Raw genomic sequence first — 13,691 nt, forward strand, 5'->3', positions numbered from 1 at the left:
AATTTTCCCCAAATGACTCACATTGGCTCACCATAGGGGGCCATGCCTTAATAATCCTTTACCGCACTGCATCGGAAATATCCGAACTCCTGCGACCAAGTGCACCGATCCGGTACAATCGCCAAAGCCCGACAGATGCCGCACACAGGATCAACACCCCTGAACCGCGCGCCGTATATTGAATGTTTCCTGCTTCGGATATCGCACCAAGCATGGTCCCTCCCAGGGCCATACCACCAAAACTGGTCGCACTCCAGAAGCTCATGACCCGGCCCCGCAATTTGTTATCCACCGTCAACTGCAAGGCGGTTTGCGATCCGACCCCGACAGCCGTCAGACCAAAACCGGTCAGTGCCACCAATCCCACGGCAAGCTCATACCATGGCGAAAAGCCAAGACCGAACATGCCCATCGCCGCAGCAAAGGCACCGACAATGGTAATACGTTGAAAATCAGCAGCATTTGATTTCACCCGCGACAGCATAAAGGTCGATGCCACCGCCCCGATCCCGCCCGCAGATGCCATCATGCCAAGCCCGGTAACCCCGCGTTCATAGACCGCCTCGGCAAAAACCGGCATCAGTTCGATCATTCCCGTTCCGACCAGCGATACAAAACAGGACAACGCCAAGACAGACCGGATCATCGGATGGGAAATGGCATAACGCGCCCCATCGACAAGGGCTGCCCAGATTCGCCTGCTTTTGGCATCGGGTGCCCGTTCAAGATGAATGGTCACAACCGACAGGACAAACACCATCGGAAGATAGCTGATGGCATTCAGCATAAAGGCAACGCCCGTCCCCCATGTTGCGATCACAACCCCGCCAATCGCCGGACCGACAAGCCGCGAGATATTGAAATTCATTGCCGCATAGGCAACCGCACGGCTCATGAATTCCCGGCGAACAATAACCGGCACCAATGACAAACGCACCGGCGTCATCGCACTGCCCAATATCCCCATGGATGCCGCCAGAATCACCATCCATGGCAGGGTCATCATCCCGGCATGGGACAAACCCATCAGAAAGAATGAAATTCCCGCCTGCCCAAGATTGAGGATCATCGCCGTGCGGCGCAAATCAACCCGGTCCGCCATCACCCCGAAAATCGGCCCCAGGAAAAAGGCCGGGGCGAAATTCAATGCCGCGATCAGCCCCGTCCAGAATGCCGATCCGGTCAGCGACCAGGCCAGCCAGGACATGGCAATTTTCTGAATCCACAACCCTTGGGTCGAGATGCATTGCCCAACCAGAAACAGCAAAAAATTGCGGTCGGAAAAAATCGATTGTGATGCGGCCTTTGACCCGCCCAAATCTTGTGGCGGATCTTGTGGCAGGTCTTGCAGCACGTCAGATGTTTCCGGATCAGGGGCAGCTTTTGGCACGGGGGCTCCGGGATGATGTGGGGCGGAAATCGATCCATCTGTCTGTCGGGGCAAACAGACAACCGGCAAGATCGTCAGGATGGCCGGAACTGGATGAACAGAACTGCAAAATGGTGGTCATGCAGCAATGTGATTATAGGAAAGACTAAGCTGTTTGGCATTAATTCTTCGCAAATTAGCTGTATCAGGCCTTCCCAAAACCCGCGATAAGACACATATCAAAATAACAAAACCATCGGCACAGAACCGATAAAACGTCCTTGAAAACATGGTCCTAGGCCAAACCGGGTATCGCATCACATGACGACTGAATTTCGCGATATCGAACGTGAAAAGTTCGCGATCAATGCCAAAACGTGCGAATGGACCATTCGCGCCATGACCGCACTTCGCGCCAATATCGACATCAGCATCAAAATGCACGGGCCGCGCGATCATCTGGATCAGGGCGATATTTTCATGTTCAACCATTTCGCCCGGTTTGAAACCTTTATCCCGCAATTCCTGATCGCGCTTGAAACCGGCGTCTATTGCCGGTCCATCGCATCGGGCGAGTTTTTTGCCCAGGACAACACATTCTCGCGCTATCTGCGCGCCCTTGGCGGCGTACCCAACGACTATGAAAGACTGCTGCCCTTTCTGGCCGAGGAAATCCTGCGCGGCGGCAAGGTCGTCGTGTTTCCCGAAGGCGGCATGGTCAAGGATCGCCGTGTTCTTGCTGCGGAACGCCCGCACCCCAAGCGCCCTGATTACAGCGTTTATTCGCGCACTGCCGATACCAGGCGCGCCCATCATACCGGTGCGGCCCTGTTGGGTCTGTGTATTGACGGTTTCAAAATCGGGCTTTCGACCCTGATCGAAAAGGGCCATCGCGATGAACTTTCCCGCTGGGCCGGGATTCTTGAACGTGAAGAGGACGATCTTCGCACCACCCTTGCCAAGCCAACCCTGATGTTTCCCGCCAATATCACGTTCCATCCGCTGCGCGTTGATCAGAATCTTCTGGCCTGGGCGGCTGACATGTTTACCGGCGGGCTCAGCCCGAAAATGGCCGAAGAACTGATCATTGAAGGCAACCTGATGTTCAAGAAGACCGATATGGACATCCGCCTTGGCGATCCGGTCGATCCGCGCCTGCAATTTAACTGGCTGGACCGGCGCATGCTGGCCAAACGCGTGGAACGGGCCCGATCAATTGATGATCTTTTCCGGCCTGCCAGCACACTTGAGAAAATAACAGACCGGGTCACCCAATACGCCATCACCCGGCATATCAAACCGCTGCGCAATCATTGCATGGCGGTGATGTATTCCAATCTGACGATCAATGTCAGTCATCTGGCGTCGCGACTGATCATGATGTGGCTGGCTGATGGTGTGACCGAAGTCGATATCAGACATTTTGATCGCACCCTTTATCTGGCCATCAAGAATATCCAGCAGGCCGAAGACGTTCACCTGCATCGCGGCATGAAGAACCCGGCCGACTATATCGGTATTTTTGAACTCAATTGCCCGCAAATCCGGTTCTTCATTGATAGCGCGGTTCAGCTTGGCCTGATCGAACGCAAGGATCAGAAATATTGCTTCCTGCCAAAATTGCAGGAGGACGCCAATTTTGACCAGATCCGCATGGATAACCCGATCATGGTCTATGCCAATGAAATGGCTCCGATCCATGCAGCCTGGCAGGCGCTTGAACGGGCCCGGATAGAGGTCGATCACTTAAGCCCCGTCGATATCGCCCATCGCCGGTTTGACGATGAAATTCGTGCGTGGTCCTGGAACCGCGCAAAATACAAGGGCCCGAAATACGACGCCATCAATCAACAGGAAACAGCCACGGCCGATAGCCGACCCTATCTTTTGTTGCCCAACGGACAGACCCGGTTTGCCTGTGGTGTATTGCTGGTGCATGGTTTTCTGGCCTCGCCTGCGGAACTCAACACGCTTGGCGAAAAGCTTTCCGCACTTGGCTATGCGGTAATGGGGGTCCGGCTTGCCGGACATGGAACATCGCCGCATGAATTGCAAAAGCGCAAATGGACCGACTGGCTGGAATCGGTTCGGCGCGGTTATGAAATCCTTGCACCTTTCTGCGATCAGGTGATCATCGTCGGCTTTTCGACCGGCGGGGCGCTATCGGCTATCCATGCTGCGGATCATCCCGAAAAGCTGGCCGGGCTGGTTCTGGCAGGGACACCCCTTAAATTCCGCAACCGCAATCTGATGTTTGTGCCGCTGCTGTATGGCGCCAACAAGCTGATGGGATGGATGCCATCGGCACAGGAAATGCTAAGTTTCCGGCCAAATGAATCCGAACATCCCGACATCAATTACCGCAACATTCCGATTGGTGGTCTGCATCAATTGCGTCAGGCCGTTGCCGAGATGCAAAAACGCCTGCCTGATATTGATTGCCCGACATTGATCCTTCAGGGCGATGGCGATCAGGTGGTTGATCCGGCCAGTGCGACCATGATCCGCCGGATTGCAACCAATGCCCCGGAAATCGATATTCAGATGATCAAATCCGAACGCCATGGGATTGTGAACGAGGATATCGACGGCACCCATGACCGGATCATCGATTTCATCAGTGATCATTGTGCCGCCGAGATGATCGAGGCCAGCGCCATTCCTGCTCAGTAGCCTGTTACTTCGGGTACGGCTAACGCCCCTAACCGGGAACCGCCGGGATCACCTGACGCAGATCGGGTTGATCGTGGATAAAGGTCAACTGGATCGTCGCCGGGATCTCGGCCAGAAACACGGGATCTGCCTTCATGGATTGCGCACCACCGACACAATCGACCTCTATGTCGCTGGAACGAAGGAAGTCGCAAAAGGCATCGCATTGCCGACCATCCATTACAAAGCGGATGGTTGCCATCTTGTTGGAATAAAGCTGACTGTCTTCAATCCAGCCATGCGCCTTGCTGATCGCCTGCTCGACAATATCCATCACATGGTGTCGATCCTGACGGGTGACTGCCTGAAAACTGATTGGTTTTGGGCGCATTATTACCCCCCATTTTCGGGCCACATCCCGGCCATACATACCAAAAAAGACCCGAAACCCGGCCAAATTCAACCTATAGATTAATACCCAAATTGCCTTGCAACAAGCTTGACGTTGTTTTGGCATTCTCATAGTTTGGATCCATGGATACAAACATTATCACCCAAACACTTGAACGCGAAATTCAATCGGGCCTGCTGACACCGGGAACAGTGCTTAAACAGGAAGAACTGGCATCACGTTTTGGCGTTAGCCGCCAGCCCGTGCGCCATGCCCTTGAACGGTTACGCACATCGGGCCTGCTTGAAAAACGCCCGGACAGAAGCCTTGCCGTCACGGGACTTCGCACAGAAGACGTTCGCGAGCTCTGCCAGATTCGCATCGCCCTTGAGACCACCGCACTGACGCTTTCTGCCCCGAACCTTTCGGCCAGTGCGCTTCGCAAGGCGCGGCGCCTGAATGAAGACCTGTTTGAAGAAGAAGACCCGGAAATCCTTGCCGAACTCGATCGGGATTTTCACCGCACGCTGTATGGGGCCTGCGGCAATGAACGGCTGCTTGCAATGATTGCTGACATGCGCGGCGAGGCAAAACGCGCCTATGCGCTGCAACCGGCAGGGTCACGCCCGCGCAGTGCATTTTATGACGAACATAACCGGATTCTTGATGCGTTGGCGGCACATGACGTCACCACCGCTTGCGACATCCTTGCCACCCATATCGGGATAACCGCAGCAACCCTGATCCCGATTGATCAACCCTGACAAGCAGGAGCCCCGCATGAGCAGCTTTGGCGCGAAGGTTGTCTGGCACCGCCAGAAATCCGAAAAATTTACCGACCGGCGCTATTGCCGTGGCCATGTCTGGCAGTTTGATGGCGGAGTCGAAGTTCCGGCATCATCGTCACCGCATGTTGTGCCGCTGCCCTATTCGCTTGCTGAAAATGTCGACCCGGAAGAAGCCTTTGTCGCCAGCCTTTCAAGCTGCCACATGCTGTTCTTCCTGCATTTCGCATCCGATGCCGGGCTGGTGATTGATCATTATGCTGATGCGGCCATGGGGGTGATGGAAACGGTCGATGGCAAGACCATGATCACCAAAGTCACACTTCGCCCCGAAGTCACCTATGGCGGGCAGACACCCGACATCGCCCTTGAGAACGATCTTCATCACCGTGCCCATGATGCCTGCTTTCTTGCCAACTCGGTCAGGACCGAAGTCGTGACCGAGCCGGTGCGATAAACCGCACCATAAATCGCAACCGGGCAAAAGCCGCTCAGTTGGCAAGCGGCTTTTGCGCGCAGATGGCATAACGATGCTGGGCACCGCGCTCCAACCCCTTGGCAAAGCTGATATGTTTCTTCTGGGCGCTGTGAATTTGTCGAAGGTCGAAATCAATCCGGATCGGATCAAATCCGGCCTGTGCCAGCATTGATGAAACTTCATCGGCACGGGCGCCTTCGGAAAAATGGACACGCGCCAGGATATCGCGGTGGGTCTGCATATGGGCAACCGCTTCGACGGGTTTGCGCAACCCGATGGATTCCAGGAAGCCCGCCATCACCTTGTTGAATTTGGTTGCCCAGGTCGGCGAGACAAAATCGCCATCCACCACCAAAAGCTTTCCGCCCGGTTTGAGAACCCGGAACCATTCGGCAAAGGCCGCCGCCGGATCAACCAGCGTCCAGACCAGATGACGGGTAATGATCACATCATAGCTGTCATCATCTTCAAGGGTGTGTTCGGCATCGCCGAGCAGGAACCGGATATCTGATCCGCGCAGCTTTGATTTCGCACGTGCCTTTTCAAGCATCGCCTCTGACCAGTCCATGCCGGTGACCGCAAAGCCAAGATCATGCATCAGATGACTGATCACACCGGTCCCGCTGGCCAGATCAAGGGCCTGACGACCTTCGCCCTTGCCGAAATGTCGTTCAAGCAGGGCATGCCAGGCATTGCGTTCTGTCTCGGAAAAAATCTCGTGCCCGGGCTGTTCGTCGAACGTGGCGGCGCGCATCGACCAGTATTCCCTGATCTCTTCCCGCAAGTTGTAGTTGCTGGCCTGATTCATGATCTTGATGCTCTCTCTGTCGTTACGCGGCAGAAAACGGCGCTCCTTACCTGTTTTCGACGGGGTATTTCCCCCTAAAAAAGATAATGAATTGCATTTTCATTGCGAAACATATTGATTTGCATTCTCAATAACTGATAAATCCGTCGTCAGGCAATCCTAAAATAAGGGAACGGGAATGAAATTTTCGGGTGCACTTGCAGCTCTGACAATGCTGGTCGCGGGTACAGCACAGGCTGCTGATTCCATCAAGGTAACAGATGTTACCGGGCGGGAAGTCTCCATCAATCTGCCGGTTGAACGTGTCATTCTGGGCGAAGGTCGCCTGATTTATGGTCTGGCAACGCTTGATAGCGAAGATCCGTTCGAACGTGTCGTCGGCTGGAGAGATGATCTTAAAAAAGCCGATCCGCAGACCTATGACATCTATGCTGCGAAATATCCGCGCATTGATGATATCCCCACCTTTGGTGGCATCAAGGACGGTACCTTTGACGTCGAACAGGCGATTTCGCTCAAGCCTGATGTTGTCATCATGAACCTTGAAGCCAAGGGTGCTACCGAAGATGGCGGCTATGATGACAAGCTTGCTGCCGTTGGCATTCCGCTGGTCTATATCGACTTCCGCGAAGCGCCGATGAAAAACACCGAAACCAGCATGAAAATCCTTGGTCAGCTGACCGGCAAGGAAGATCGCGCTGCCGAGTTCATCAAGTTCCGTTCCGACAGCATCAAACGCATCACTGATCGTCTGGCCAAGGCAAACCCGGCAAAGCCGCAAGTCTTTATCGAACGTGCAGCCGGTTACTCCGAAGAATGCTGCATGTCATTCGGCAACGAAAACTTTGGCACGATGGTCGAGATGGCCGGTGGCGTAAACATTGCCGCGGCGATCATTCCGGGCACCTTTGGCACCATCAACCCCGAGCAGGTTGTGGCATCCAACCCCGATCAGTTCGTTGGTACCGGTGCTAGCTGGGAAGCCTATGTCCCCGGTGGTGCCTGGGTTGGCCTTGGTCCGGATGCAGACATGGTTGAAGCCCGCCGCAAGCTGATAGGCCTGATGGAACGTCCGGCATTTACCGGTATCAAGGCCGTTCAAAACGGTCAGGTCCATGCTGTCTGGCACCAGTTCTATAACAGCCCGTACCAGTTTGTTGTCATCGAACAGATGGCCAAATGGTTCCATCCGGACCTGTTTACCGACATCGACCCGGAAGCAACCTTCAAGGAACTGCATACACGGTTCCTGCCGCTCGACTACCAGCCGGGTTACTTCATTTCTGCAAGCGATAGCGTCACAAACTAATGTCGACCACTCACGTCAGTATCGAAGCCGGGAGCGCGCATTATAAAGCGCGCTCCTTGCAGCGTTTTTTAATCCTGCTTGCAATGAGCGGGGCCCTGGTATTGTCATTTGCCATTGATCTGGCAACCGGACCTGCGAACTATCCGCTAAGCGATGTGATCGCCACCCTGATTGATCCCTGGTCGGCCACCGACCAGATGCGCGTGGTCATCTGGGAAATCCGCATGCCGATTGCGCTTATGGCCCTGACGGTCGGTGCTGCCCTGTCGACCGCAGGCGCACAGATGCAGACCATCCTTGCCAACCCGCTTGCCAGCCCCTTTACGCTTGGTATTTCTGCTGCCGCCGGGTTTGGTGCCGCTTTGGCGCTGGTTCTCGGTGTTGCGCTTTTGCCAGCCTTTGTTGATTTCATCATTCCGATCAATGCCTTTGTCATGGCAATGGGAACGGCACTGATCATTCATTTCTTCAGCCGCCTGCGCGGGGTGACAGTCGAAACCATCGTTTTGCTTGGTATTGCGCTGGTCTTTACCTTCAACGCGCTTCTGGCACTTTTGCAATATCTTGCCAGCGAGCAGGCACTGGCCGCTGTGGTGTTCTGGACCATGGGCAGTCTGGTCAAGGCCACCTGGACCAAGGTTGCGGTCACCGCATGTGCCGTTGTGATTGCATTGCCACTGTTTGTGCGGCAGGCATGGGCATTGACCGCCCTGCGTCTTGGGGACGCCAAGGCCGAAAGTTTTGGCGTCAATGTGCAGGGGCTTCGTTTACGGACCATGCTGATTGTCAGCATGCTGGCAGCAATCCCGGTATCCTTTGTCGGCACCATCGGCTTTATCGGGCTGGTCGGCCCCCATATCGCCCGCATGCTGGTTGGTGAAGATCAACGCTTCTTCCTGCCGGCATCGGTGCTGTGCGGAGCCTTGATCCTTTCGGCGACATCGGTTCTGTCCAAACTTCTGATACCGGGTGCAATTCTTCCGATCGGGGTGATTACTGCCCTTGTTGGCGTGCCCTTCTTCTTCTCGCTGATTTTCGCAAGTCGGAGGAAATCATGGTAACGCTTCGTCTTGATGATATCGGTACCCGCTATGGCAAGGTGCAGGTGGTTTCAGGGATCACAACACCGGTCATTCAGCCCGGTACCGTGACGGCCGTGATCGGGCCGAATGCGGCCGGCAAATCAAGCCTGTTCAAACGCATTGCCGGACTGGCAAAGGGCGATGGCACGGTTGATCTTGGCAGTGCTACCAAGGATCGCAACACGATTTGCTATATGCCACAGGATACCGGATCAACCGCGGTCTTGTCGGTTTACGAGTCGATCATTCTGGCCGCCAAGCAGGGTTCAAGCCTGCGCGTGCGTGCCGAAGAACTCAGCCGGATTGACGACATTCTGGCCGCCTTGCGCATTGCCAATCTGGCCGGGCGCAATCTGGGCGAACTGAGTGGCGGGCAGCGCCAGCTGGTTGCCATTGCCCAGACACTGGTGCGCGATCCGAAAATCCTTCTGATGGACGAGCCGACCTCGGCCCTTGACCTGCATCGTCAGATGGAAGTCCTGTCTTTCATGCGCGATGTTGCCAAGGGCCAGAACATCATCGTCCTGATCGCGATCCATGACCTCAACCACGCCTTGCAATATTGCGATCAGGCCATGGCCATTCGCGATGGCAGAATGGTCGCCTATGGCTCCTGTGCCGATGTGATTGATCGCGATCTGTTACGCGATGTCTATCAGGTAGATGGCCATGTCGAACTGAACTCTCTGGGCCATCGCCATATCGTCTTGCGCGGCCCAAGTGACGAGACCGACAGCCGTCACAACACCGCAATCCTGCGCAATCCCCAATCAGAATCTGCGCGCGCTGCCCAATAGGCGGGCGCGATTTTCTTTCTGATTAAAAACTTTGCATTTGGGGAATTTTCTGTTTCCATAGAAGCATGATGATCACCGCCCGGCAGGGTTTCCGATCCTGCCGGGTAACCATATGATAATACAAACAAAAATATCATGTGACGTGATCGATGCTTCAGGAGGCAGAACTTGCAGACCGGCGCGCCATTCAGTTTCGAACATTTTACCTTTCCCGATCTTAAGACCCTGCTGGCTAAGGCAAGCCCGCTGCGGTCCGGCGACGTGCTTGCAGGACTTGCGGCAGGATCGGACGAAGAACGGGTTGCGGCACGCTTTGCGCTGGCTGATGTGCCGCTTAAACGCTTTCTGAATGAGGCACTGGTTCCTTATGAGGATGACGATGTCACGCGCATGATCATTGACAGTCATGACGCCGATGCCTTTGCGCCGGTATCGTCACTGACCGTCGGGGAATTTCGCAACTGGTTGCTGGGCGATGACGCCACGCCCGAGGTTCTTCGCAACCTTGCCCCCGGCCTGACGCCCGAAATGGTCGCAGCGGTCTCCAAACTGATGCGCAATCAGGACCTGATTGCCGTGGCCAGGAAATGTCACGTAGTCACTGCCTTTCGCAATACCATCGGCCTGCCCGGCCATCTGGCCGTGCGCCTGCAACCCAACCATCCGACCGATGATCCGGCCGGGGTCGCGGCATCCATCCTTGATGGTTTGATGCATGGCAGCGGCGATGCGGTGATTGGCATCAATCCCGCAACTGACAGCCCCGAAGCGATGATCGATCTTTTAAAACTGATCGACGAGGTTCGCGAACGGATCGATATCCCGACCCAGTCCTGTGTGCTGGCCCATGTCACGACCGCGATTGACGTAATGGCGCGCAATGCCCCGGTTGATCTGGTGTTTCAATCCATCGCCGGAACCCAGAAGGCCAATGAAAGTTTCGGTATCACGCAGGCCATGCTGGCCGAGGCCGAAGATGCCGCCAAGGGTCTTAAACGTGGCACGGTTGGCAATAATGTCATGTATTTCGAAACCGGGCAGGGTGCAGCATTGTCGGCCGATGCCCACGAAGGACTTGATCAGCAAACGGTTGAAACCCGTGCCTATGCGGTTGCCCGCAAATATTCCCCGCTTCTGGTCAATACGGTGGTCGGCTTTATCGGGCCGGAATATCTGTTTGATGGCAAACAGATCACCCGCGCCGGGCTTGAAGACCATTTCTGTGGCAAGCTGCTTGGCGTGCCGATGGGCTGTGATGTCTGCTATACCAACCATGCCGAAGCCGATCAGGACGATATGGATAACCTCCTGACCCTGCTGGGCGTTGCCGGATGCAACTTTGTCATCGGGGTGCCCGGTGCGGATGACATCATGCTTAATTATCAAAGTACGAGCTTCCATGATGCGATGTATCTGCGGTCGGTACTTGGGCTGGAACCCGCCCCGGAATTTGCCGCATGGCTGCGCAAGATGGATATCCTTGATCAGAATGGCCGCACCCGTCCACAGCTTGACGGGCAAGCCGCCCAGAACCTTCTGGCATGGTCGGGGGCCGCGTGATGAGCAAGCTTTCTGACAAGAAAATCCCGAGCGGCCTTGATCCATGGAATGCATTGCGTATCCATACCGATGCCCGTATCGGTCTTGGCCGGGTCGGGGATGGTTTGCCGACCGAAAGGTTGCTTGAATTCCAGATGGCCCATGCACGCGCCCGTGATTCGGTGCATATGGCATTTGATGCCAGTGGTGTGCGCGCCCAGCTTGCATCCCTTGATCAGACGATACTTGATGTCCATTCCGCGGCACCGGACCGGGCAACCTATTTGCAACGCCCCGATCTGGGTCGTTTGCTTGACGATGCTTCACGCGAAACGCTGACCACGCACAAGGCGCGCTATGACGTCGCCTTCATTCTGGCCGATGGCCTGTCGGCACGGGCGACCCATGATCACGGCGCCAATACGCTGTCGCTGATCCTTAAACGGTTGGGTGATAGCTGGTCTATTGCGCCGATCACGCTGGCAACCCAGTCGCGTGTCGGACTGGGCGATGAAATCGGAACCGCCCTTGGTGCCAGACTGACCGTGATGCTGATTGGCGAGCGCCCCGGATTGTCGAGTGCAGACTCCCTTGGGGCCTATCTGACATGGGCCCCAAAACCCGGTCGATCCAATGCGGATCGCAACTGTGTCTCTAACATCCGCCCGGCCGGGCTGGCCCCGGAGAAGGCGGCCGACAAGATTGCCTATCTGATGAGCGAGTCCCGGAAACTCGGTCTTTCAGGCGTCGCCTTGAAGGATAACTCATCCAGTCCGGCGCTGATTGAAGGCTGATTCGCCCCCAAAAAGGGGGTCGATGCCCCCTTTTCTATTTCATTTCCAATGGCATCAGGCCCGAAGCGCCTCAAGCCCATCGGCAACCATGACCGGATCAAATTCAGTGATGGTGTAATCGGCCAGATCATGTTGATGAAACGGATCGCGGGTCAGTTCTTCTTCAAGGGCTGCCCTGTCGCCACGTGCCAGAATCACACCACCATCGCGCGGCACCTTGCGCCCGGATGCCAGAAACATCCCCTTGGCATAGGCTGATTTCAGCCATGCAATATGCCCGTCAATATGGGCATCAACCTGTTCGAGTGGCACCTTGTAGCTGAGCGATACGATAAACATCAGATCTTCCTGCAAGCGGTTCAGATATCGGGTTCATTCGGAAAGTCGGTAGTTTCGCAACAAACCGCAAATCACATTTTGGCGATGTGGCCATCGCTGTGTGATCAGTCCTGATGGCCTGAAAGCCGGTTCAAAAGGCGTTCGATACGCTCGGCATGGGCGGCTTCGCCGCGGGCAACACTTTCAAACCATGCAGCGACATCTTCAAGGCCTTCCTCGCGCGCGATGCGGGCCATTTCCGGATAGCTTGTCTCTGCCTCGTCCTTTTCCTGGGCAAGGGCTGCTTCCAGATTAAGCCGGGTGGTGCCAAGCGGCTTTCCGGTCAGAGGATCACCGCTGGATTCCAGAAATTCCAGATGGCCAAATGCATGACCTGTTTCGGCCTCGGCGGCGGTTCTGAAAAGTTCGGCTGCCTCGGTCTGACCTTCAATATCGGCCTGTTGGGCAAAATAGAGATAGCGACGGTTGGTCTGGGCTTCTGCGGCGAAGGCTGCACGCAGGTTTTTCTCGGTCCGTGTACCCTTGAGCGCCATGTGCGCTGTCCTTTGTTATTGTTCGCGATCGGTTGTCACATAACCACGCGAAAGACGTAAAAATAAGGCGGCGGGACATTTCATCCCGCCGCCTTCTTATGTGTCCTGAAATTCCGGATCGTCAACCGTCACAGGGGCAATTGCACCGGGTCAATCGCGGATTTCATCTGTCTGTTACGCACCACAACAGACGATGTGGTCACAGATCAAATTCAAACGCCTGACGGCTTAGGCCGCATCCTGTTCCGTGCAATTGCGGCGCAGACGGAAGACCAGATCAACCGATGCCAGTTCGGTACCGTTTGGCATGCTCGGAATGCTGTTGATCTGTACCGAGTCTGCGGGAATGTCGGACAGAAGCCCGTCTTCCTCGCAATAGAAATGGTAATGCGGTGAGGTGTTGGTATCGAAATAGGACCGGCCCGGATCAATCACGATCTCGTTGAGCAAACCGGCATCGGTGAACTGATGCAGGGTATTGTAAACCGTTGCCAGTGATACCTTGATGCTATTGCTCATGGCTTCGGAATGAAGCTGTTCGGCCGTTACATGCCGATGTCCGTTTTCAAACAGCAGACGCGCAAGCGCCAGTCGCTGACGGGTTGGTCGCAGATTGGCATCTTTGAGCCGGTTCAAGGCGTCGGTATATGGACGCGAAGTGGTTCTCATGTCTTTGCCCCTATCATTGGTAAAACCGGCATTGCGGTTCCGTTAAGTTCCATGATCAGACTAGAGAACCCGGGCGCACGATTCTTTGATTTTGATCAACTACAATAAGATGTAGAAACCAGACTGCCCCAAATAAAAAGGGCCGG

General features: G+C 55.2%; 14 protein-coding genes. 8 read left to right on the plus strand and 6 right to left on the minus strand.

Annotation, left to right across the window (positions count from 1 at the left end; all coding sequences use genetic code 11):
* Positions 1-58: 58 nt before the first annotated feature.
* Positions 59-1,390, minus strand: a complete 1,332-nt coding sequence (locus ACTU44_RS01295; protein WP_336079599.1) for an MFS transporter — start codon at positions 1,388-1,390, stop codon at positions 59-61.
* 300 nt (positions 1,391-1,690) lie between these two features.
* Here ACTU44_RS01295 and ACTU44_RS01300 point away from each other — a divergent pair, with 300 nt between their 5' ends.
* Complete coding sequence (locus ACTU44_RS01300; protein ID WP_462096466.1) at positions 1,691-4,042, plus strand: alpha/beta fold hydrolase; 2,352 nt, start codon at positions 1,691-1,693, stop codon at positions 4,040-4,042.
* A 28-nt stretch (positions 4,043-4,070) separates the two neighbouring features.
* Here ACTU44_RS01300 and ACTU44_RS01305 read toward each other — a convergent pair whose 3' ends face one another.
* Complete coding sequence (locus tag ACTU44_RS01305) at positions 4,071-4,412, minus strand: hypothetical protein (protein WP_147251912.1); 342 nt, start codon at positions 4,410-4,412, stop codon at positions 4,071-4,073.
* A gap of 143 nt (positions 4,413-4,555) precedes the next feature.
* On the opposite strand from ACTU44_RS01305, the gene ACTU44_RS01310 reads away from it, so the two are divergent.
* A complete protein-coding gene (locus tag ACTU44_RS01310) occupies positions 4,556-5,176 on the plus strand; it encodes a GntR family transcriptional regulator (protein ID WP_462096467.1) in 621 nt (206 codons plus the stop codon).
* A 16-nt stretch (positions 5,177-5,192) separates the two neighbouring features.
* A complete protein-coding gene (locus tag ACTU44_RS01315) occupies positions 5,193-5,654 on the plus strand; it encodes an OsmC family protein (RefSeq protein ID WP_462096468.1) in 462 nt (153 codons plus the stop codon).
* A 34-nt stretch (positions 5,655-5,688) separates the two neighbouring features.
* Here ACTU44_RS01315 and ACTU44_RS01320 read toward each other — a convergent pair whose 3' ends face one another.
* Positions 5,689-6,483: a class I SAM-dependent methyltransferase gene (locus tag ACTU44_RS01320; protein ID WP_336079607.1), complete on the minus strand. Its 795-nt coding sequence runs from the start codon at positions 6,481-6,483 to the stop codon at positions 5,689-5,691.
* Between the two features lie 178 nt (positions 6,484-6,661).
* Here ACTU44_RS01320 and ACTU44_RS01325 point away from each other — a divergent pair, with 178 nt between their 5' ends.
* The 5 genes from ACTU44_RS01325 (at position 6,662) to eutC (ending at position 12,004) form a co-directional block, all read left to right on the plus strand.
* A complete protein-coding gene (locus ACTU44_RS01325; protein WP_114096292.1) occupies positions 6,662-7,792 on the plus strand; it encodes an ABC transporter substrate-binding protein in 1,131 nt (376 codons plus the stop codon).
* The gene (locus ACTU44_RS01330) at positions 7,792-8,853 is read left to right on the plus strand and encodes a FecCD family ABC transporter permease (RefSeq protein ID WP_114096293.1); all 1,062 of its coding nucleotides are present in this window, start codon (positions 7,792-7,794) and stop codon (positions 8,851-8,853) included. Before ACTU44_RS01325 ends, ACTU44_RS01330 begins: the two co-directional genes overlap by 1 nt.
* Positions 8,847-9,671 carry an ABC transporter ATP-binding protein gene (locus ACTU44_RS01335; protein ID WP_462096469.1) on the plus strand — a complete coding sequence of 275 codons (825 nt, stop codon included), beginning with the start codon at positions 8,847-8,849 and terminating at the stop codon, positions 9,669-9,671. The genes ACTU44_RS01330 and ACTU44_RS01335 overlap by 7 nt, the downstream gene beginning before the upstream one ends.
* A 168-nt stretch (positions 9,672-9,839) precedes the next feature.
* Positions 9,840-11,231 (plus strand): ethanolamine ammonia-lyase subunit EutB, encoded by a 1,392-nt coding sequence (locus ACTU44_RS01340; RefSeq protein ID WP_462096470.1) that lies wholly within the window; start codon positions 9,840-9,842, stop codon positions 11,229-11,231.
* On the plus strand, positions 11,231-12,004 hold the full coding sequence (gene eutC, locus ACTU44_RS01345; protein WP_462096471.1) for an ethanolamine ammonia-lyase subunit EutC: 774 nt from the start codon (positions 11,231-11,233) through the stop codon (positions 12,002-12,004). The genes ACTU44_RS01340 and eutC overlap by 1 nt, the downstream gene beginning before the upstream one ends.
* A gap of 54 nt (positions 12,005-12,058) precedes the next feature.
* On the opposite strand, the gene ACTU44_RS01350 is transcribed toward eutC, so the two are convergent.
* The 3 genes from ACTU44_RS01350 to irrA all read right to left on the minus strand — a co-directional run bounded on the left by ACTU44_RS01350 (position 12,059) and on the right by irrA (position 13,545).
* Positions 12,059-12,343: a YciI family protein gene (locus tag ACTU44_RS01350; RefSeq protein WP_114096841.1), complete on the minus strand. Its 285-nt coding sequence runs from the start codon at positions 12,341-12,343 to the stop codon at positions 12,059-12,061.
* A gap of 104 nt (positions 12,344-12,447) precedes the next feature.
* On the minus strand, positions 12,448-12,876 hold the full coding sequence (locus ACTU44_RS01355; RefSeq protein WP_114096296.1) for a rubrerythrin family protein: 429 nt from the start codon (positions 12,874-12,876) through the stop codon (positions 12,448-12,450).
* A 228-nt stretch (positions 12,877-13,104) separates the two neighbouring features.
* On the minus strand, positions 13,105-13,545 hold the full coding sequence (gene irrA, locus ACTU44_RS01360) for an iron response transcriptional regulator IrrA (protein WP_114096297.1): 441 nt from the start codon (positions 13,543-13,545) through the stop codon (positions 13,105-13,107).
* Between the last annotated feature and the right edge of the window lie 146 nt (positions 13,546-13,691).

This window comes from Thalassospira sp. SM2505 (assembly GCF_054901115.1).